The 21376-nt window shown below is 67.5% G+C and carries 15 protein-coding genes; 7 read left to right on the top strand and 8 right to left on the bottom strand.

Features of this window, described 5'->3' with window-relative positions:
- Both IPG63_02140 and IPG63_02145 read right to left on the bottom strand, forming a co-directional pair.
- Complete coding sequence (locus IPG63_02140) at positions 1–3336, bottom strand: PAS-domain containing protein (protein ID MBK6726052.1); 3336 nt, start codon at positions 3334–3336, stop codon at positions 1–3.
- Between the two features lie 178 nt (positions 3337–3514).
- Entirely contained in the window at positions 3515–5719 is a 2205-nt protein-coding gene (locus IPG63_02145) for a TonB-dependent receptor (protein ID MBK6726053.1), read from the bottom strand.
- Between the two features lie 276 nt (positions 5720–5995).
- Between IPG63_02145 and IPG63_02150 the strand changes: the two genes are divergently transcribed.
- From IPG63_02150 to IPG63_02160, 3 genes are all read left to right on the top strand, one after another.
- Complete coding sequence (locus IPG63_02150; GenBank protein ID MBK6726054.1) at positions 5996–7627, top strand: hypothetical protein; 1632 nt, start codon at positions 5996–5998, stop codon at positions 7625–7627.
- Positions 7628–7757: 130 nt separating this feature from the next.
- On the top strand, positions 7758–7952 hold the full coding sequence (locus tag IPG63_02155; protein MBK6726055.1) for a type II toxin-antitoxin system VapB family antitoxin: 195 nt from the start codon (positions 7758–7760) through the stop codon (positions 7950–7952).
- Positions 7949–8350: a PIN domain nuclease gene (locus IPG63_02160; protein ID MBK6726056.1), complete on the top strand. Its 402-nt coding sequence runs from the start codon at positions 7949–7951 to the stop codon at positions 8348–8350. Before IPG63_02155 ends, IPG63_02160 begins: the two co-directional genes overlap by 4 nt.
- Before the next feature lie 45 nt (positions 8351–8395).
- Here the strand turns inward: IPG63_02160 and IPG63_02165 are convergent, their stop codons facing one another.
- Positions 8396–12145, bottom strand: a complete 3750-nt coding sequence (locus tag IPG63_02165) for a M50 family metallopeptidase (protein ID MBK6726057.1) — start codon at positions 12143–12145, stop codon at positions 8396–8398.
- A gap of 26 nt (positions 12146–12171) precedes the next feature.
- On the opposite strand from IPG63_02165, the gene IPG63_02170 reads away from it, so the two are divergent.
- Positions 12172–13368, top strand: a complete 1197-nt coding sequence (locus IPG63_02170) for a DUF418 domain-containing protein (GenBank protein ID MBK6726058.1) — start codon at positions 12172–12174, stop codon at positions 13366–13368.
- 181 nt (positions 13369–13549) lie between these two features.
- Complete coding sequence (locus IPG63_02175; GenBank protein MBK6726059.1) at positions 13550–14830, top strand: hypothetical protein; 1281 nt, start codon at positions 13550–13552, stop codon at positions 14828–14830.
- A 66-nt stretch (positions 14831–14896) separates the two neighbouring features.
- Here IPG63_02175 and IPG63_02180 read toward each other — a convergent pair whose 3' ends face one another.
- From IPG63_02180 to IPG63_02195, 4 genes are all read right to left on the bottom strand, one after another.
- Positions 14897–15526 carry a hypothetical protein gene (locus IPG63_02180; GenBank protein MBK6726060.1) on the bottom strand — a complete coding sequence of 210 codons (630 nt, stop codon included), beginning with the start codon at positions 15524–15526 and terminating at the stop codon, positions 14897–14899.
- 143 nt (positions 15527–15669) lie between these two features.
- The gene (locus tag IPG63_02185) at positions 15670–15966 is read right to left on the bottom strand and encodes a type II toxin-antitoxin system RelE/ParE family toxin (GenBank protein MBK6726061.1); all 297 of its coding nucleotides are present in this window, start codon (positions 15964–15966) and stop codon (positions 15670–15672) included.
- Positions 15966–16190 carry an addiction module protein gene (locus tag IPG63_02190; protein ID MBK6726062.1) on the bottom strand — a complete coding sequence of 75 codons (225 nt, stop codon included), beginning with the start codon at positions 16188–16190 and terminating at the stop codon, positions 15966–15968. Before IPG63_02190 ends, IPG63_02185 begins: the two co-directional genes overlap by 1 nt.
- Before the next feature lie 147 nt (positions 16191–16337).
- On the bottom strand, positions 16338–17357 hold the full coding sequence (locus IPG63_02195) for a fatty acid desaturase (GenBank protein MBK6726063.1): 1020 nt from the start codon (positions 17355–17357) through the stop codon (positions 16338–16340).
- A gap of 173 nt (positions 17358–17530) precedes the next feature.
- On the opposite strand from IPG63_02195, the gene IPG63_02200 reads away from it, so the two are divergent.
- Positions 17531–19183: a right-handed parallel beta-helix repeat-containing protein gene (locus IPG63_02200; protein MBK6726064.1), complete on the top strand. Its 1653-nt coding sequence runs from the start codon at positions 17531–17533 to the stop codon at positions 19181–19183.
- 44 nt (positions 19184–19227) lie between these two features.
- Positions 19228–20634 (top strand): type II toxin-antitoxin system HipA family toxin YjjJ, encoded by a 1407-nt coding sequence (gene yjjJ, locus IPG63_02205; GenBank protein MBK6726065.1) that lies wholly within the window; start codon positions 19228–19230, stop codon positions 20632–20634.
- A 26-nt stretch (positions 20635–20660) separates the two neighbouring features.
- Here the strand turns inward: yjjJ and IPG63_02210 are convergent, their stop codons facing one another.
- Positions 20661–21158: an ankyrin repeat domain-containing protein gene (locus tag IPG63_02210; protein ID MBK6726066.1), complete on the bottom strand. Its 498-nt coding sequence runs from the start codon at positions 21156–21158 to the stop codon at positions 20661–20663.
- Between the last annotated feature and the right edge of the window lie 218 nt (positions 21159–21376).

The following is a 21376-nucleotide window of genomic DNA, read 5'->3' on the forward strand; positions in this document are numbered from 1 at the left end:
CTACGCCGTTGAAAACCAGCCAGACGCTCTCCCCGCCAGCAACCGGTTCATCAGCGACTTCAGCGCGAGTGGCTTGACTGGCTTGTGCAGCAACTGACAGCCGGCGGCGAGCACGGCTTCGCGTACGGCGTCGGAATGATCGGCGGTGATGACGATGGTCGGCACGTCACCGATCTGCTCGCGCAGTTGCGCGCACAGTTCGAGGCCGTCGTGGCCGCCGTCGAGGTGGTAGTCGAGCAACAGCAGATCGGGACGCCGCAACGCCGCCCTGGCCTGCGCCGCGTCGCCGGCGTGCGTGGCCAACACCTCGCAGTGCCAACCTTCGAGCAGTGCCTGCATCGCGCGCAGCACCGCGGCGTCGTTATCGACCACCAGCACGCAGGCGCGCGGCGCGTGCTCGGTGGCGGCCGCGGCATGAGGCTCCGGTTCGACGCGCGGCGCTGCCAGCGGCACCTCGACCGCGAACATGGTGCCGCGTCCAAGCGTCGAGTGCAGGCGCAGGCGATGCCCGAGCAGGCGCGTGATGCGATCGGCGATGGCGAGGCCGAGCCCAAGTCCCTGGCTGCCGCGATCGAGGCGCCGGAACTCCTCGAAGATGACGACGCGCTCCGCTTCGGGAATCCCGGGGCCGCTGTCGTGCACCTCGATCGACAACAGCGGACCGTGGCGTCGGCAACCGAGCAGCACGCGCCCGCGCTGGGTGTAGCGCACCGCGTTCGAGAGGAAGTTCTGCAACACGCGGCGCAGCAGTTGCGGGTCGCTTTCGACCCAGGCGCGGGTGGCGACGCAATGCAGCGCCAGCCCGCGCTCCGCTGCCAGCACGCGGAACTCGCTGGCCAGGTGCTGCAGCACTTCATCAAGCGCAAACGCGCGCACGCTCGGCGTCATGCCGCCGGCGTCGAGACGCGAAATATCGAGCAGGCCGGCGAGCAGCGACTCGGCCGAAGTCAGCGCGCCGTCGATCTGCTGCACGCCCTCCTGGTATTCGCCATGGCGCAGCGACTGCGCCAGCGCGTGTGTGAACAGGTGCGCGGCGTGGATCGGTTGCAGCAGGTCGTGGCTGACCGCCGCGAGGAAGCGCGTCTTTGCCTGATTGGCGCGCTCGGCCCCGGCACTCGCCAACGCCAGCGCCGCAGTGCGTTCGTCGACGCGCTGTTCCAGCGTCTCTGCGGCGTGCTTGAGCTCGGCTTCCTTGGCGCGATAGGCGGTGACGTCGGTGAAGGTGGCAACGAAACCACCGCCCGGCATCGGATTGCCGCGGATTTCGACCACCGCACCATCCGCAAATCGCCGTTCGCTGACGTAGGGCGTGCCGGCGCGCATGAGCTGCAGACGCCGCTCCAGATCCGCTGTGCCGGCGCGGCTGCCACCGAGGCCACGCGCCAGGTTGAAGCGCAGCAGCTCGGCCACCGGCGTACCCACGCGCAGCAGCTGCGGCGGATAGTCGAAGCGCTCGGCATAGCGCCGATTCCACGCCACCAGACGCAGCTCGGCATCGACCACGCTGATGCCCTGGCTCATGTTCTCGAGCGCGGCTTCGAGGATTTGCTGGTTGAAGCGCAGCGTCTGCGTCGCCTCGCCGACGAATTCGGCGACCCGCTCCAGTGCCACCGCCGGGGTGCGGCGCGCGGCATCCACCAGCAGACGTGCACTAGCGGCGCCGATCACCGGCGCCAACTCGCGCTCGACACGTGCGATGCGCTCGGCACCGGCATGCATCTCGGCGCCGTCGAACAGCGCCGCGCTCTGGCGCTCCGGCAGAAAGCGCGAGGCCAGCCCGCGCAGCACCGCACTCTCGATGCGACCGGCATCGACCGTGGCGGAGACCGGCGCACGTCGTGCCAGCAGCAGCATCGCCAGCGTGGTTGCCGCCAGGCTGACGCAGGTGCCGCGCGCGAGCCGGTCGATGCCGCCGAGTCCGGCGAAATTGGCCGGCGCGAGCAGGTCCAGCGCGCCCGGAAAATGCGGCACGCGATGGCCGGCGAGTTCAGCCGCAAGCGGCAGCAGGATGATCCAGAACCATAGCCCGATGCCGACCAGCAAGCCGCCGGACACCGCACGCGCCGGCAGCTGCGGCCGGTACACCGCCGCCACGATCGGCGGTGCCAGCAGCGCCAGCGCCGAGAACGACAAGGCGCCGATGTCGGCCAGCACCTCGCTCGCGACCATGGCCCGGCTGTAGGCCCAGGCCAGCAGCACCACCAGCGCGATCGCGTAACGGCGATGACGCAGCACCGCTTCGCGCAGATCGCCCGATGCCGCGGTGGCGCTGCGCACCACGCGCGGCGCGATCCAGTGGTTGGCGATCATGATCGACAAGGTCAGCGCGACCACGATGACCATTCCGGTGGCGGCCGACACGCCGCCGAGGAAGGTCAGCAACGCGAGCGCATCGTGGCCCTGCGACAGCGGCAACGCCAGCACGTACAGATCGGAGGGCACGCGCTCGCCGAACGCGGCTGCACCGACCCAGGCCAGCGGCAAGATCGGCGCCGCGATCAGCAGCAGGTACAGCGGAAACAACCAGCGCGCGGTGGCCAGATGCGCGCGATCGCGAAGCTCGACGATGCCTAGGTGAAACTGATGCGGCAGCGTGAACATCGCCAGCGCGCCGAGCACGACCAGCGCGAAGAAACCGCTGTCGGGCCGGAACCCCGGCTGCGCTTGCAGCTGCTGCGACAGATCACCGAGGCCGCCGTGCGCACCGAACATGGCGTAGGCGCCGACTGCGAGCATTGCCGCCAGCTTGATCAGCGACTCGAACGCGACCGCCAGCACCAGGCCGCGATTGTGTTCGGTGGCAGCAGCGCGGCGGGTACCGAACAGCATGGCGAACAAAGCCATCACCAACGCGATCCAGAACGCCGCGTCCTGCCACGCCGGCACCTGCGCGGCGCCGCCGGTGAGCATGGCGTAACTCATGGCCACCGCCTTCAGCTGCAACGCGACGTAGGGCACCATGCCGAGCACCGCGACCGCAGTGATCAGCGCCGCGAGGCGCGGGTCCTTGCCGAAGCGAGAGGCGATCAGGTCGGCGAGCGACGCCGAGTTCTGCGCCTCGGCCAGTGCTGCAAGCCGACGCAGGAACGGCATCGCGAACAGGAACAGCAGGAACGTGCCGATGAACGTGGGCGGGATCGGCGTGTTCCAGCGCGCCGCCTGGGTGACAGTGCCGTAGAACGTCCACGCCGTGCAGTACACCGCCAGTGACAACGCGTGGATCCACGGCCAGGCACGAGTGAAGCGCTCACCGCGGCGCTCGCCGTAGAGCGCCACGCCGAACAGCAGCAACAACCAGACCAGGCCGGCGATGACGACGGTGGAGGCGTTCAACATCGTCGCAGCCTAGCAAAGCCCGCCGCTGCCTGGCTCTCGTGGGTCCGATTTCAATCGGACGCTTTCAAGCTCTTGTGGGTCCGATTTCAATCGGGCGCTTTCAAGCTCTTGTGGGTCCGATTTCAATCGGACGCTTTCAAGCTCTTGTGGGTCCGATTTCAATCGGACGCTTTCGCGATCAGTCGAAGCTGTAGGTCGCCGCCAAGGTGATCTGGCGCGGCGAACCGTAGAACCCAGTGAGCACGCCGAGCACCGGGATGTTGTAGCCGGTGGTGCGGTATTCCTTGTCGCCCAGATTCGAACCCTGCAGCGAGAACGCCCACGGACCGTCGTCTCGCCAGACCAGGCCGGCACCCCACAGGCTGTAGCCGGGCTGGGCGATGACTTCGCTCAGGTCAGTGGTCGGATAGACCTTGTCCTGATAGCTGCCGGTGACGCGTGCCGCGAGCTCGCCGCCGAACACCGGCCAGGTGTAGCCAAGCGTGAGTGCACCCGAGAGTTTGGGCGCATTGGTCATGATCTGCGCGTCCGAAACATCCACACCGCGGGTGACGAACTCGTCGTACTCGGCGTCGAGCCAGGCGGCGTTGCCGCTGATGCTCAGGCGCTCGGTGGCCAGCCACTGCAGCTCCAGCTCCAGGCCCTGTACGGTGGCCTTGCCGGCGTTGGTGAAGTCGCCGAAGAAGGCATCATCGGTGCCGTCACCGTTGGAGTCGTAAGCGCTGAACACCGACAGCTGGATGTCCTTGTACTGGTTGTGAAACAGCGAAGCGTTGAGGAACACGCTGCTGTCGTTGAAGGACTGCTTGCTGCCGATCTCGAAGCTGGTCACCGACTCGTCGTCGAATGGACGCGCCGAAGCCGGCACCGCCGCGGTGTTGGCGCGGATGTTGAAGCCGCCGCTCTTGAAGCCGCGGCTGACCAGGCCGTAGATCAGGGTGTCGTCATCGATCTGCCAGTCGAGCGAAATCTTCGGCGACACGTTCTTGAAGTCGACCGTGTCGTGGAAGTCGGCGGCGGTCGAGATCGGCGTGCTGTAGCTGGCGTTGGCGTAGCCCTGGTTGAGCACGTCGGCTTCCTTGCTCTCGTCGGTGTAGCGCAGGCCGGCGGTGATCGAGAAGGTGTCGGAAATCGGGAAGGTGCCCTCGCCGTAGACCGCCAGCGCTTCGGTATCGACGGTGCCGTTGGTGGTGCCGAAGATGGCGTTGAAGAAGTTGTTGAACACGGTGCCGCCGGCCTGGCCCTGGAACCAGTACAGACCGAACACGCCCTGCCAGTCGTCGCCGCCGTAGTTGAACTGGAACTCCTGGCTGAGCTGGTCGTCGGCGTAGATCGCGCGCACGTCGGCGATCTTGTTGGGCAGCGTGTCGAAGTCGATGTAGGTGTCGGTGTCGGACTCGCGATACGCCGTGACCGACTTGAACCACCACGCATCGGAGAGGTTCCAGTTGATCGTCGCCGAGGCGCCGTTCATGCCGGTGTCGTTGATGTTGAGCATGCCGTTCAGCACGTCGTAGCGGTCGTCCAGCGCTGGCGTGTGGGCCGGGTCGGCGGCATTGAACGCATTCAGGCGCCGCGCGCCGCGCACACCGCCCTGGTCATCGAGCCAGTCGGCGGAGAGCACCACGCTGACCGCATCGCTCGGATAGAAGCCGAGCGTGCCGCGCGCAACCAGGATTTCCTTGTCGCTGACCTGTTCGCCAGTCCGCTGGTTCTCACCGAAGCCATCGCGATTGAGCGAGGCCAGCGAGACGCGCCCAACCACCGCGTCGGAGCCGAGCGGCAGGTTCAGGCTGGTCTTGAGGTCGAGCTGCGAGTGCGTGCCCACCGCGACGGTGGTGCTCGACGAGAACTCGGGCAGCAGCGGCTTGGTCACGTACTTGATCGCACCGCCGATGGTGTTCTTGCCATACAGCGTGCCCTGGGGGCCGCGCAGCACTTCGACGCGATCGATGTCGATGACGTCGAGCAGCGCGCCTTGCGGCCGCGCCAGATAGACGTCGTCGAGATAGACTCCGACGCCGGGATCGACGCCCCACAGCGGATCGGACTGGCCGACGCCGCGGATGTAGGCGGTCACCGTCGAGTTGGAACCGCGTGCGGCATAGACCGTGAGGTTTGGCACCTGCGCGTCCAGATCGCCCATGTCCTGCACGTTCATGCGTTCGAGCGCGGCCTCGGTGAATGCGGTCACCGCGACCGGGACTTCCTGCAGCGTCTCCTCGCGGCGGCGCGCGGTGACGGTGATGGTGTCCATGGTCGCGGCTTTCTCCGACTCGGCCTTCGCGGCGTCGGTCTTGTCATCCTCGGCAACGACCGGCAAGGCCGCGCACAAGGACAGCGCGATCGCCAGGGCCAGCGGTGAACGATTCTGCAGCAGCATGTAGATTCTCCCCCGGCACGACATGCACCGATCATGGCCGCCAATGTAGAAACTGCGCGTTCAGCGCGCACCTGTACCTTGGTCCAATGCGGCGGCGTGGGCGACGATCGCTCGCAAACTTGAAAATCCGCAACTTGGTTGCGGATTTTCGCCCATGCGCTGCATCACCAAGCTCCAGCACTTTGCTCCGGATCTGCGCCGGCATCCGCTTGCAAGCGTCGAGCGCAGGCGTAGTCTCGCACCAGCGCCGTTCCGGCTGCGGCGAGGAGCACTGCGATGCGCGCGGCAATCCCGGCAATGACTTGCGTTGTTTTACTCGTGGCGAGCACGAGCGAAGCCGCCACCTACTATGTGCGCACCGACGGCGGCAGCGCCGGCCAGTGCACCGGGCTCGCCAATGCCGCCTATCCCGGCAGCGGCAGCAACCAGGCCTGCGCCTGGAACCATCCGTTCTGGGCGCTGCCACCGGGCGGCGTGCAGGCGCTGCGCATCAGCGGCGGCGACACACTGTTGATCGGCCCCGGCCAGTACCTGCTCGGCTACGGCGCGCCGAACTCGGTCGACTGCGACAGCGGCGGCCGCTGGGACTGCGTGATGCCGGCGCTGCCGGCCGGTCCCTCGGCATTGCTGCGCACGCGCCTGCTCGGCGTCGGCCATGATGGCGGTTGCGCCGCGCCGCCGCAGTTCTGGGGCAGCGAGCGAGCCACCCACCTGCTCGACCTGCGCAACGCCAGCCATGTCGATGTCGCGTGCCTGGAACTGACCGATCACTCCGGCTGCATCGAGTTCCACTCCGGCGGGCTCGCCTGCGAACGCGACACGCCGCCCTACGGTCCCTGGGCGGATACCGGCCTGGTCGCCTGGGACGCCACCGACATCAGCTTGCGCGACCTCGACATCCACGGCCTCGCAGTGCGCGGCGTGCTTGCCGGGCGCCTGGCCGACCTGAGCGTCGAGCGCGTGCGCATCAGCCACAACGGTTGGGTGGGTTGGGATGGCGACATCCCCGACTTCGACGGCAATACCGGCACCCTGCGCTTTTCGCACTGGATCGTGGAATGGAATGGCTGCGCGCAGACCTGGCCCGGGCTGGTTACCGGCGGCTGCTGGGCACAGGAAGCCGGCGGCTACGGCGATGGTGTCGGGCTCGGCGCCGGCGGCGGCCACTGGCTGATCTCCGATTCGCGCTTCAACTACAACACCTCCGATGGCCTCGACCTGCTCTATCTGGACCAGCCGAGCGCGCAAATCGAACTGCGCCGGGTCGAGGCGCGCGGCAACGCCGGCAACCAGATCAAGACCCGCGGCCACACGTTGATCGAGAACAGCATCCTGGTTGGCAACTGCGGCTACTTCGCCGGCCAACCGTTCACGTATCAGGTCGACCACTGCCGTGCGCTCGGCTCAACGCTGAACCTCGACCTCAATGCCGGCACCCAGGTCCAGCTGATCAACTCCACCCTGTACAGCGAGGGCGACTGCATCATCGGCATCGACAACTCCGGCTGCAACGGCAGCGAGTCGATCGTCAGCCGCAACAACGTCTTCGTCGGCGACACCGATTTCCTGCAATCGTTCGAGCTGACCTGCTTCGCCTACAACAACGGCTGCCCGGGCAATCCGCTCAACCAGGACTACGGCGTGATCCACAACGTCAAGGAAAACCCCTGCCCGCTCGCCGGCAACGACCTGTGCGCCTCGCCGCAGCTCGCCAATCAAAGCGGCGACAGCTTCGACGCCATGCCGCTGCCGGCAAGCCCCGCACTCGACTCCGGCCTGCCCGTCGGCGGGCTGATTCCCGCACTCGACTTCCGCAGCTACGAGCGCCCCTTCGGCGCCGGCGTCGATCGCGGCGCGCTCGAACGCGGCGCCGGCCCGATGTTGTTTGCGGACGGGTTCGAGGGGTAGGCGGCGCGGACCCTCGGCCAGACAATCCGCAAGGCGGCACATTCACCGATGGCGCGATCTCGGGTTCCTATGCTTGTGGCGGGTCGTCGGCGTTCCTAGAATGTGTACGAACCAGAAGAGGCGTACACCTATGCGCACGAACATCGTCATCGACGACAAGCTGATGGCCGAAACGCTGCGGGCGACCGGCTTGAGGACCAAACGCGAGGCGGTCGAGCTGGGCTTGCAGACCTTGCTTCGCCTTCGCAAGCAGGCAGAAATCCGCCGCCTGCGAGGCAAGTTGAACTGGCAAGGCGACCTCGACACGATGAGGCGGGACAAGTGATCCTGGTTGACTCAAGCGTCTGGATCGACTTCTTCCGCGGCAGGCAAACTCCGCAAACGGACAAGCTCGATTCCCTGCTGGCGAGCGAGCCACTGGCGATGGGTGATCTCATCCTCGCCGAGGTGTTGCAAGGCACCGGCAGCGACCGCGAGTTCAATGAGGCAAGGCGACTGCTCGGCACGCTCGAACTCGTCGTGCTTGGTGGCAGTGACGTCGCCATCGAGGCGGCGAAGAACTTCCGGCGACTGCGCGCGAAGGGTGTGACGGTACGCAAGACCATCGACACGTTCATCGCGACGCGCTGCATCGTCAGCAACCTGGAACTGCTGCACAACGACCGCGACTTCGACCCCTTCGAGGAACACCTGGGTCTTCGGGTCGTGACCTGCAAGCAGTAGAACGAGGTCCAGCGCGACGCTGCTCGCGGCGCTCTCGTTGAACGGTCAGGCGCCAGACTCCCCATCCCCCTTCGCGACTCGGCGCAGCGACACGCCGCCGTCGTTCGCCGGCTCGGCGGCATAGGCGCGATGGCGGCCCTGGCGCTTGGCTTCGTAAAGCGCGGCATCGGCGCGGTGCATGACGCGGTCGATGTGCGCGTCGATGTCGAGCGCAGGCGGACGGCACACGGTGCAGCCGATCGAGCAGCGCACCGCGATCGACTGCCCGTCGACGTCCACCGCGAGCGCCGCCACGGCACGCAGCACCGCCGCGACGCGGGCGTCGTCGTCGCGCCCGCGCTCGCGCCGCAGCACCAGCACGAACTCCTCGCCGCCCCAGCGGATCAGCGGCGAATCGCCATCGACGCCGCGCAGGCAGGCGGCGACCGCGACCAGCACGGCGTCGCCCGCGGCATGACCATGGGTGTCGTTGATGCGCTTGAAGTGATCGATGTCGATCAGCAGCACCAGCAGACCGCCGCCGGCCTCGCTGTCGCGCAGCCAGCCGCCGATGCGGGCATGGAAGTAGCGGCGATTCCACGCAGCAGTGAGCGGATCGCGATTCGACGCCAGCTCCAGGTCTTGCGTGCGCTCGCCGACCAGCGCTTCGAGCGCGGCGGCGCGCGCGCGCAAGGCACGTGCGCGCATTCGCCCGAACAGCAGGCCAAGTCCGACCAGCGCCAGCGCCGCGGAAAACAGCGCCAGCGGGTGCTGCCACCACGGCGCGGCGACGCGGAACGCGATCGTCACCGGGCCATGGCCGTTGCCGGCGGCATCGCGCGCCTCGACCTCGAACTGATAAGCGCCCGGGGCCAGGTGCGCGTAGCGACGATCGCCATCTGCGCTCCACGCCGTGACCACCCGGTCCTGCCCGAGCATGCGTGTGCGATAGCGGATGCGATGTTCATGACTGAACGACAGCAGTCGCGGCGCGAACACCAGTTCCTCGTGTTCGCTCGGCAGCAGTGCATCCGCGACCAGAGGCTGGGTGCCGTGCCGAGCACCGATGCGCAGCGGCGCCGCGCCGGGTACCAGCAAATCGGTCTCCGGATCGAACACCACCAGCCCATCGGCATTCGCCGCCCACAACCTGCCATCGTCGGCCAGCCATGCGTCGCGATTGAACTCGGGCGAGGGCAGACCGTCCTCGACACCAAAGCGTTCGTAGCCGTCCGCGTCCGCAGCGCGCGAGGCAAAGCGACGCACGCCGTCGTAACCGAACAGGTAGATGCGTCCGCGGCGATCGCTGGCGATCTCGTAGACGGTGCGTGCTGCGCCGCCAGGCTCGGGCACCGGCGTGCACACCGCCGCGCCATCGCGCCATTGCAGGCGCACCACGCCGGAGCGGGTCGCGATCCAGACCTCGGCTTCCGCCATCACCTCGATGTCATAGACCATTCCCGCGGACGAGCATGCCGCGGGCAATGCGTCGATGCGCCCATCGACCACCCGTGCCAGTCCATCGGAACTGCCGAGCAGCAACTGCCGGCCGCGACCCGGCACATCGACCGCAGCGAGCACGCGCACGCCCGGCTGCGCCATCGGCTGCATCGCCGTGAACATCGGCTGCAGCGCCGTTCCGACAATGCGCGCGACACCGCGCTCGCTGCCGACCCACAGCGCGCCATCGATCCAGGCCAGATGGCTGGTCAATACGGCGGCTTGCGCACTGCCGAAACCGAACGCCTGCCAGCGCTCGCCCTCCTGCATCAGCACGCCGAGGTGGGTCGCATACCAGACGCGCCCGCCTGGATCAGTCAGCACGTCGTACACGGCGCGATCGCGGTAGCGCTCGGGCAGCAAGGGCTGCCAACCTTCCGCCACGCGCCGCACCGCGCCACCGATCGTGCCCACCCATTGCGCCTCGACGCCGTCATCCATGCGCGCCTGGCCAACGCCGATGACCACGCGCGAGGGCAGACCATCGTGTTCGTCGAAGCTGCGCCAGCGACCTGGTTCCAGCCGCAACACGCCGGTCGCGCCGCTGCCGAGCCAGAGCTGTGCTTGTGCGTCGTCGCCGCGCAGCAGCAGCGCCTGCAGGTACGGTTCGGGCAGTCCCGCGGCCACGCCGTGAACGCTCAGCACATCGTTGCCATCGACGGTGGCCAGGCCCACGCCCCAGAGTGCCGCATGCACGCCGCCGCCGGGCGCTGGCACCAGCGCGCGCACGTCGCTCGGCGTCTCCACGCCTTCCGCCCGCCACTCGCGCCACTGGCCGCGATGGTGGCGCGAGATCGCGAGGTCGCTGCCAACCCACAGCGCTCCCGCGGCATCCTCGGCCAGCGCCTGCACCTGCGCCCCCGGCCAGCCGATGATCGTGTCCGCCACTGCTTCCGGGCGCAGGCTGCCATCGGCGGCGAGCGCGTGGCGTTCGAGCGAGGCGGCACCGACCCACAGCACCGCAGGATCCTGCATGGACTCCAGCAGCGCGCCGATCGGCGACGAACCGTTTCGCGGTTGCAGCCGACAACCCGGCTCGACGCCGCAGCGATACAGCCCGCGCTGCGCCGCCACCCAGACGCCGCCATGAACCGAGGCGGCGAGCGCCTGGATGTTGAGCAGACGTCCGCCCTCGGCATCGTGCCACTCCTGCGCGATGTCGTTCTCGACGCGATACAGCCCGCTGCGCGGCGTGCCCGCCCACAGGCCGTCGCCGTCGCGCAGCACACGCACCACCCAGTCACGCGCTCCACCGGGAAATTCCACCGCAGTGAAGGAGCGTCCGTCCCAGCGCGACAGGCCGTCCTGGGTGCCGGCATAGACATAGCCGCGGGCATCTTCGGCGAGCGCGAACACGGTGCGCTGCGGCAAGCCCTCGGCCGCCGCGAGGCTGCGGATTCCGGTCAACGGCGTCGCCGCGTGCACGGCCGCGATCGGCATCAACGCGATCGCGACCAGCAGCGTCGCAACCAGCACCCGCCTCGGCCGCAGCGCAAGTCGCAAGACGGCGAACAACACCGCAGTCGAGACCAGCATCCAGATCACCGCCCACCAGGTCGCGGGCAACAATGTCAGTGTCTCCATGGTGTGCGCGTCGGTCTCGGTAGCACCGTTGCGCGCCAGCGTGAACACGGTGAACAGGCTGTTGTAGCCGTCGAGGATCAGCTGCAGCGCGAGCACGTCGATCAGCGTGTCGCGCCAGCCCGCGGGCAAGCGCAGCGCAGCGGCGAACAAGGCCGCCGTGATCGCGAGCGCACCGGCAATGCCGAAGAGGTTGCGCACGAACAGCAGGCACAGCAGCGCGAAGCCGACGCCAAGCACGAACAGCAAGGTTCGCGCCGACAGCAGCCGCGCATGTGCGGCGAGCAGCAGGCCGCCGAAAATGGCGCTGCCGACGTAGCCGGCACTGGCGACCACGATGCGAATGCCACCCGCCGAATGCGCCACGCCGGACAGGTCGGGCGAAACCGCAAAGCGCACGAAATCGCCCCCGGTCGCGATCGCCGCCAGGCCATGGCTCAACTCATGCACGAAGGTGCCGAACAGGCGGAACGGATACACCAGCCAACCCAACCACGGCACCTGCCACAACCCGATCAGCGCCAGCCCGAGCAACGCCAGCCCCAGCCAGCGCCGCCAGCCCTCACGCCCATCCCTCGATTGCGCCTCGCCTGGCTCCATGGCGGCGTTGATAGCATAGGTTTCTGGTGAGTCCCACTGGCAGTGCCGCCGCCGAGCAACTGAATCCGCGGCGGCGGCCTCGCCGAAACCGAATCGGCAACCGAACCCGGGCGCGATCTGGTGCTGCCACTTCATGCAGACTTGCGGCAAGGAGCATGACCGTGACCTCGAGCCCTTCGGATCAGCGCATTGAAGTTCTCGATGTCCTGCGCGGATTTGCGCTGGGCGGGATCTTGCTCGCCAACATCCTGTGGTTGAGCGGCTACCTGCTGGCGCCTGCTGCCGTGCGTGCGGCGTTGCATGCGCATCCGCTCGATCAGTTCTTTCTGCTCTTCACGCGGCTCTTCGTCCACGGCAAGTCCTACTCGATCTTCTCGTTCCTGTTCGGGCTCGGCGTTGCCGTCCAGATGCAGCGCGCCGAGGCGCATCAGGAGGCCGGCTTCACCGCTCGCTATGGCCGCCGGCTGTTGGTGTTGTTCCTGATCGGCTGGGCCCATGCGTATTTCCTGTGGTGGGGCGACATCCTGCGCTTCTATGCCTTGATCGGCGCATTCCTGTTGCTGTTTCGCCACGCCACCAACCGCACGCTGCTGACCGTGGCGCTGCTGTCACTGTTGGCGCCGGTGCTGTTGGCGGTCCTGCGCGATGCCGAATGGATGGAGATGTCCGACGTGATGGCGCGCCCGACCGACAAGCCCTTGTCGCTGGTTGTTCTTGCAAAGGGCGACTGGGCCGTGTTTCGCGACTACAACCTCGGAAAAATTGCCGAACACGCGATGACCAATTTCACCAATGGCCGCGCGCTGAAGATCTTCGGCCTCTTTCTGCTCGGGCTCCATTGCGGTCGCAGCGATTTCCTGAACCGGCTTCGAGAAGATCGGACCTACTTGCGACACCTGCTGGTCTGGGGCGGACTGATCGGCATGGCCGCGAGCCTGCTGCGAGTCGCGGAAACCTATGGCGTGATTCGCCGGCTCGAGTCCGACGTCTTCGAACAGGTCCTGTATCTGTTCGCGGTCTATCCGCTCGCGGCGGCCTACGTCGCGCTGATCGTGCTCGGCTGCCCGCATGCCGGCAGCCAGGGAGCGCTGCGCTGGCTCGCGCCAGTCGGCAAGATGGCGCTCAGCAATTACATTTTCCACAGCATCGCTGCGGCGGCGGTCTTCCACTGGTGGGGCCTCGGGCTCGCCGGCAGCCTGCCGTTGCGGCACTGCTACGCACTCGCGCTGATCATTTTCGTATCGCAAACGATCTGCAGCCGTCTGTGGCTCCGCCGATTCCACCACGGGCCGCTGGAATGGATCTGGCGAACATTGACGCTGCTGAAACGGGTGCCCTTGCTGCGGTCCAGTCGGTGACGCAGCGAAGCGCCCGGGAAATTTGAGCAGTTCAGGCACTGAAGCGTCGAGCTTGCGCAAGCACCTTCGAACGCAGACCAGCAGACCGCCGGTGGATGCAGCCCTGACCTCGGCCTTTCCACGCCTTGACTTGAACCCACGCCCGCGGGCTCCATGTCGGTCCCGACACTGCAGGTTTCCGATGAGCCCCACGGGCATTCCCGCCGCCGATCGACTGAATCGCGACTGCCAGTGCATCGGCACCGATGTCGATGCGCTGCGCGCGCAGCTGGAACACGAGCTCGGCGCGCGCGGGTTGCGTGAGCCGTTCGTGCAGACGCATCCGCACCTGTTCTCGCCGCTGCCGGTGTTCGTCGCGCCGGCGCATACCGAGGCGATGCGGCACATCATCGCCGCGGTCGAGCGCGTGGTCGCGACTGCGGCGTGGCGCGAGGCGGTGCTCGCCGATGCGCCGGCAATCGCGCGCGTGCCCCAGGCCGCGCGCGGCGCGTTCATGGGCTACGACTTCCACATCGGCGCGAATGGTCCGCAGCTGATCGAAATCAACAGCAACGCCGGCGGCGCCTTTCTCAATGCCGCCATCGCCAGCGCGCAACGCGCCTGCTGCGTCGCGGTGACGCAATTGCTGACGCGCAGCGGCGCCGGCGGCGATCTCGATGCGAACGTGTGCGCGATGTTCCGCAACGAGTGGCGGATCGCCCGCGGCGACGCGCCGCTCCGGCGCATCGCCATCGTCGATACCGCACCCGCAGCGCAATACCTGTACCCCGAGTTCCTGCTGGCGCAGCGGTTGTTCGAGCGCGATGGCATCCGTGCCGTGATCGTCGATCCGAGCGAGTTGCTGCTGCGCGACGGCCGCCTCGAATGCGAAGGCGTGCCCGTGGATCTGGTCTACAACCGCCTCACCGATTTCTACTTCGAAGACCCCGCGCACGCGCACCTGGCCGCGGCCTACCGCAGCGACGCCGCCGTGTTCACCCCGCATCCCGAGGCGCACGCGCTGTATGCGAACAAGCACAACCTGGTACTGCTCGGCGATTCCGACTGGCTGCGCGCAGCCGGCCTCGACGCCGCAACCATCGACACGCTGCTGCGCGGCGTCCCGCGCACCCGGCGCGTATTCGGCGAAGATGCAGATGCGCTGTGGGCGGATCGCAAGCACTGGTTCTTCAAGCCCGCCGGCGGCTTCGGCAGCCGCGGCGCGTATCGCGGCGACAAGCTGACGCGCAAGGTGTTCGCCGAAATCCTCGAAGCCGACTACGTCGCGCAGGCCGTCGTGCCGCCGAGCGAACGCCACCTCGCCCCCGACCAACCGCTCAAGCTCGACCTGCGCAATTACGTCTACGACGGCGCCGTGCAACTCGTCGCCGCCCGCCTCTACCAGGGCCAGACCACCAACTTCCGCACCCCCGGTGGCGGCTTCGCACCGGTGTATCACCCACCGGCGCTCGTCGCGGACTGAGGCCAGTGTCGATCGGGCGCGACTCGCGAGATTACTTGAGCCATCGACCCAGGCGCCCCGGCGCAATCAGGTGTCGTAGTCCATCACCGTCAGCCACTGCGAGTCGGCAATGCGATAGTCGTGGCGGGTCATCAGGTGTTCAAGCACGGTGCGCATGTGCGCGGCGCCGTAGACGATCGCCACCTTGTGCCCGGGTTCGGCGCGCGCGCGCGCGGCCTCGATCGCCGCAATCAGTCGCTGGTCGCGACGGTCCAGGATTGCGGCGTCGAAGCCGGGAACCAAGTCGTCGCGCAGGATGTCGCTGCGACTGCGCAAGTCATCGACACCACGTCGCTTGCCGATCGAGGCGCGCGTCGCCGTCAGATACAGCCACAGCCCAAGCGCGGGCGCGGCGATGAAGATGGCGAGGCGGTGATGCCAGGCGATCTGGCGCCAGTCGTCGTCGAACTCGCTGCCCGAGACATCGGCGTGCACCAGCCGCGCCGACAACTGTTTCATGCACAGCGCCTGATTCTGGGTCACCAGCGCCAACCTGCGCCGGTACGTCAGCCAACGGTAGGACGCGGTGATGAGACGGGCCCGGAACGAACGCACACCCTCGAAGATGACCTCGTCGCAGCCTTCCAGGATCACGCGCACGGAGTCGTAGTACGCCTGGGTGCCGATGTGGATCATCGGGCAGACCACGAACTCCACCGCAGCGCGCTCATGCCGCAGCCGGTAGCAGGCCGCGCGCAGTCCAAACAGATTGCTTTCGACGATTTGCAGATCAGCTCTCCGATCGCGGCGGTTGCAGCGGCGACAACAACGTTACGCGCGAGCGATCTTGCGCCATGTGGTCATCGGCCCGAACGGCCCCGCCAGGAATCCGGCTCGCGGCGGTGGTGGAAGACCGCAACAACGAGCAACTCGCCCTGGCGTGAACGATAGATAACGGAGTAGGGAAACCGGCGCATCAACACCCGGCGACAATCGTCTTTGATGACGGAGAATGCCTCGGGCGAACGATTCGCGGAATGAACAGCAACTTCAAGTGCGCGTGCAAATTCCATCCCAAGACCTGGAACGCGCGCCTCATACCATGCCTTGGCCTCAAGCACCTCCAACCGTGCTTCGGGCCGAAATACGACGCGCATTACTGGTCGCGCCGCTGCAGCTCGGAGCGCACGGCGTCCCAATCGACCGCCGTACTCGGGTCGGTATCGTGGGCAGCCAGACGACGTTGGATCTCAGCTCCTTGTGCGGGTGTGAGACCCAGCGCGCCAGGCGCCTCCGACGCGATGCTGTCCCAGAGATCTTCGACGAGCTGGATACGCTCGGAGATGGACAACCCGTGGAAACTGGCCGCGAACACGTTCATGGGCCGCATTGTAGACCGGATTGGTTGCGATGGTTGAAGGCCAACGCTGCCGGGCGAAATCGGTAGGCTGCGAGCGGGAGCCCGGGGTGCAGGCGCCAGCGCGGTCAGGCGTTGATTAGCGCCAAACGCATCGAAGCGACCGCGGACTCACCCGCGCACGCGCTTCGGGAAACCGACCATGCGCCGCAGGTCTTCGTCCCAGAGTTTCAGGCGCGCGCACTTCAGGCTGGACCACAGCGTGAGGCGCGGCGACAGTTGCAGCAGCGGGCTCGACTCGAAGGCTTCGCGCAGGCGGTAGTTCGGGATCTGGCTGGCCAGGTGGTGGATGTGGTGGTAGCCGATGTTTCCGGTGAACCAGTGCAGCAGCCGCGGCAGGTCGAAATACGACGAACCGGCGATCGCGGCGCGCGTTGCGTCCCACTCGTCCTTGCGTACCCAATAACCGTGCTCGAAGTTGTGCTGCACGTAGAACAGCCAGACGCCACCGGCGCCCGCCAGCAGCACCACCGGCAGATGCACGGCGAGCACCGTCTGCCAACCGACCAGCCAGCACAACGCGCCGCCAGCGAGCAGCAGCAATGCGTTGTTGGTCCACACGCTGGCCCATTCGCGCTTCGCGGAAAACGGCAGGTCGAACGGGAAGCGGTGCTTGAGCAGGAACTGGTAGACCGGGCCGATCAGCAGCAGCACCAGGGTGTTGCGGTAGAAGCGGTAGGCGAAGCGACCGCGCCAGGACAAGGCCAGGTACTCGGCAACGGTCAGCGTGTTCATGTCGCCGACGCCGCGGCGATCGAGATTGCCGGAGCTGCCGTGATGAATATGGTGCGTCTTCTTCCAGTAGCCATAGGGAAACAGCGTGATCAGGCCGAGCACGCCGCCGACGATGTCGTTGGCCCGCGCCGACTTGAAGAAGGAGCCATGGCCGCAGTCGTGCTGGACAATGAACATGCGCACGTACAGACCCGCGGTCGGCAGCGACAGCAGCAGGATCCAGGCGTAATGCCAGCCGTGCAGGAAGCCGTAGGCCATCAGCGCCCACAGCGCGAAGAACAGCGGCAACGTGTTCAGCAATTGCCACAGCGCGCGTCCGAACTTCGGCTGCGCGTAGGTCACGCACAGTCGCCGCAACTGCGCGGCGCTGGTGGGAAGGGCGTCGAGGCTGGCCATGGTCGTGCTCCGGGGGAGAACGGCATTGTCCGCCCGCAGCCGGAACCGGGCAAACCCGCCGGACCGTGACCGTCCCGCATCGGCAACGGCTCGGACCACCGGCGCGTGATGGTCATCGCAAGACAAGGCTCCGCGATCGCGTCACGCTATGCGCCATGCACTCCAGACGGCTCGTGGTCCTCGTCCTCATCGCGCTCTCCGGCCTGGCGCGGGCGCAGAGTTTCTGCGGCGCGGTCGCGCCCGAATCGACCGCTGCGGCGAACCTGCTCGGCAACGGCACGCCGGGCAGCGTCAGCACCGCGCAGATCCAGGCTGCGCTCGATGCCGGCGGCGTCTGGCGCTTCAACGTCGGCGCGGCACCCACCACGATCGTGCTGGGTTCGACCTTGAACGCGACGCGCGCGGTGGTACTCGACGGCGCGGACGTGGTCACGCTCTCAGGCGGCGGCGTGCGCCGCATCCTGACCATCAACAACCCGAACCCGGCGCAGAACGCACCGCATTTCACGGTGACGCTGCAGCACCTCGCGTTCGCCGACGCCAGCGTCAGCGACGGTGTTGGCGCCGCGATCTACAAGCCGCACGGCGGCGAGTATCCGCACAAGGTGAGCCTGAAGCTCTCGCACTGCCGCTTCAGCAACAACCTCGCCGCGCTCGACGGCACGCCTCAGGACGACGGCGGCGGCGCGTTCTACGGCGAACTGCTGGAACGCATCGACATCGGCGACTGCGTATTCGAGAACAACCGCGGCAGCAACGGCGGTGCGGTCTATTCGCTCGGCTCGCTCGCGGTCAACGTGGTCGACAGCGACTTCCTCGCCAACCAGGCGATCGGCAGCGGCGGCAACCCCGGAAATGGCGGCAATGCGGGAGCGCTCGGCGTCGACGGCGCCAACCGCACGGTCGACGTGTGCCGCACGCGCTTCATCGACAACACCTCGAACGCCTTTGGTGCCGGCTTCTTCAGCGTGATGTACGACCAGAGCAGCCGCACCCGCTTCGAAGACGTGCTGTTCCGCCACAACCGCCAGCTCAACCCCGCCGGCCAGCACAGCGGCGGCGCTTACCTGCAGGACGGGCCGTGGGCGATCGAGCGCAGCGCCTTCATCGACAACGAGGCCAATGGCTACGGCGGTCTGTTCGTCGCCGGCAATGCGCCCGGCCTGATCCGCAACAGCACCTTCAGCGGCAACATCGCGCGCACCGGGCTGGGCGCCGCGATGGCGCTGAGCACGAACGCCGACATCGACATCGTCAACAGCACCATCGCCAACAACGTCGCCACCGCTGCCTTCGCCGGCGGCATCGCCATCGGCACGCCGAACCGGCTGCGACTGACCAATGTGATCCTGGCCAACAACAGTGGCGGCAACCGCTGGGTCAGTTGGGGCATGAACAATGCCGCGGCCTTCGATGGCGGTGGCAACCAGCAGTGGCCGCAGCAACGGCCGGACGGCGGCGGTGCCGAGGTGCCGATGACCGCGAGCGCGCAGTTCGCCGATCCGCTGCTCGCAGCACTCGCCGCAAACGGCGGCCCGACCCCGACCCACGCCATCCCTGCCGCCAGCGCCGCCCGCAACGGCGGCGTGGGCGGCGCACTCGTCCCCGCCGTCGACCAGCGCAACTACCCGCGCCTCGGCACACCGATCGCGGCGCCTACGAGTACGGCGCCGAGGGGTTGCTGTACGCGGATGGGTTTGAGTAAGCGGAGCGCGCTTCATTCGGGGCCCCGCCTCCGCGGTTCAGCGCAGACGCTTCGGCCGACCTCCATAATCGACTCACGAATCGTTTCACTCCAACGTCGGCTATACGCCATAAGCATATGATCTTTATAGTATGCTAGCGTCATTATCCATTCACGAATCCATTCATGAATGCCGCCTCATTCAACCCATTGGTCGATTTCCTGACCCGACCCGGCCAGACACAGCCCGTGCCGGCGGCCACGCTGCAGTCGGCCCTGGGCGTAAGCCAGGCCACGCTGTCGCGAATGGTCCGCGAGGCCGGCGACGGTGTGGTGCGGATTGGCAAGGCCCGCGCCACGCGCTACGCAGCTACGCATTCGCTGGGTCGCGTCGGCCGAAACTGGCCGCTGTATCGATTGGATCCGATGGGCCGCCCGCATCCACTCGGCCGCTTGCACGCACTGGCGCGCGGCGACTGGTGGTTGTCGGCGGAAGGCGCGCGCCTGGGTCCGGTGTTTGCGAACGCCGAGTTTCGCGACGGCCTGTACCCGGGCTGGCCCTGGTTCCTCGATGGCCAGAGACCGCAAGGTTTCCTCGGGCGTGCGTTCGCACATCGCGTCGCACCTTTGCTCGGGTCACCCGCAGACCTGAACCTCTGGGGCGACGACGACATCGCCCTGGCGCTTCTGCAGTATGGCCACGATGCACCCGGTGACTTGATCCTCGGCGAGCCGTCGCTGCGCCGCGCGCTCGACGAACGCTCGTCACCGCCGAATGCGATCCTTGCGGAGGAACGCGAGCAACACTATCCGAGACTGGCAGAGGCGGCGTTGCGCGGTGAGCCGTTCGGTTCCTCCGCCGCCGGCGAGCAGCCCAAGTTCACCGCAACTCTGGCCGAAGTGGATGGCAGCTGGCGACCAGTGATCGTCAAGTTCAGCGAACGCCTGACCACGCCTGGTGCGCGTCGCTGGGCCGATCTGCTGCAGGGCGAGCGGCTCGCGGCCGAGACGCTCGCCGCCGCCGAGGTAGCCGCCGCCCCGACCCGGATCCTGACCGCGGACAACCGCGTCTTCCTGGAATCGACGCGCTTCGATCGCACGCCGACGCTCGGTCGCATCGGCATGGTCCCGCTTGCCGCGCTCGATGCTGCGTTCTACGGACATGGCGCACTGCCCTGGTGGCAGTTCGCGGCGCAACTTCGAAACGATGGCTGGCTGGCCGCCGAAGACGCTACGCGGCTGGCGCGCCTCGGCTGGTTTGGCGCGTTGATCGGCAATACCGACATGCACCTCGGCAACGTATCCCTCAATCTAGACGACACTCGCCCGCTGTCGCTGGCACCGGTCTACGACATGCTGCCGATGCGATGGCGCCCTGCCGCCACCGGCGAAGTACTGCCGCCCGACAACGACTGGCGTCCACCTTTTCCGCTGCCGCACGAGACCCGTGACTGGCTGGCGGCCGCAGCACTCGCCCGCGCTTACTGGCAGCAGGTCATCGATGCGCAGGAGCGCTTCAGCGACGACTTCCGCGCCATCGCCCAAAATGCACTCTCCGCCGTCGAGCGCGCACTCGCGCAGGTGGCGCACTGACAGCGCCACTGCGGCAGCATGGAGGCTCACTCCACCGCCGCCGCCCCCGAAGCAGGGACGGGCAGCCGGCGATCGAACTCGGCGAGCACGGCGAGCAGGTCCGGGTCGTCGCCGGCGCGGTCGGTGACGGTCTTGCCGTGGGCATCGCGGCGGTCCGGGTCGGCACCGGCGGCGAGCAGTGCGCGCAGGGTTTCGGCGTGACCGGAGTAGGCCGCCTCGTGCGCGGCGGTGTAGCCGGCGTCGCCGTCGGGGTCGGTAGCGTCCGCATCGACGCCGAGCGCGAGCAGGCGCACGAGCCGCGCGGTATCGCCCTCGCGCGCCAGCACGATCAGGGTGCGCCCGATCGCCGCCGAGTGGCGCACGGCGCCGGTGTCGAGCAGTCGATCCAGCGAGGTGCCGTCGGCGACCACGTCGAGTGGATGGCGCCCGCGCGCGTCGGCGGCGTTGGCATCGGCGCCGAGCCGCAGCAGGAATCCGATTTCCAGGCTGCGGTCGTCCGGTCGGGCTGCGGCCTCGACCAGCATCGTCGCCATCGCCTGGCGATCAAGCAGCGCGCCGAGCAGGCGGTTGATGGTGATGCTGCCATCGCCCGCTTCCCTGCCCGCATTCCAATAAGGCCCGTACAACGCTGCCATGCCGGCATGCAGCAGCAACGCCGGCAGCAGGAACCCGAAGCGCGCCGGATGCCGGCGCAGGGTTTCCGAATCGGCACGGTGCTGTCGGCTGCCGATCCAGGGCACAG

This window comes from Lysobacterales bacterium, assembly GCA_016703225.1.
GTDB lineage: Bacteria > Pseudomonadota > Gammaproteobacteria > Xanthomonadales > Ahniellaceae > JADKHK01.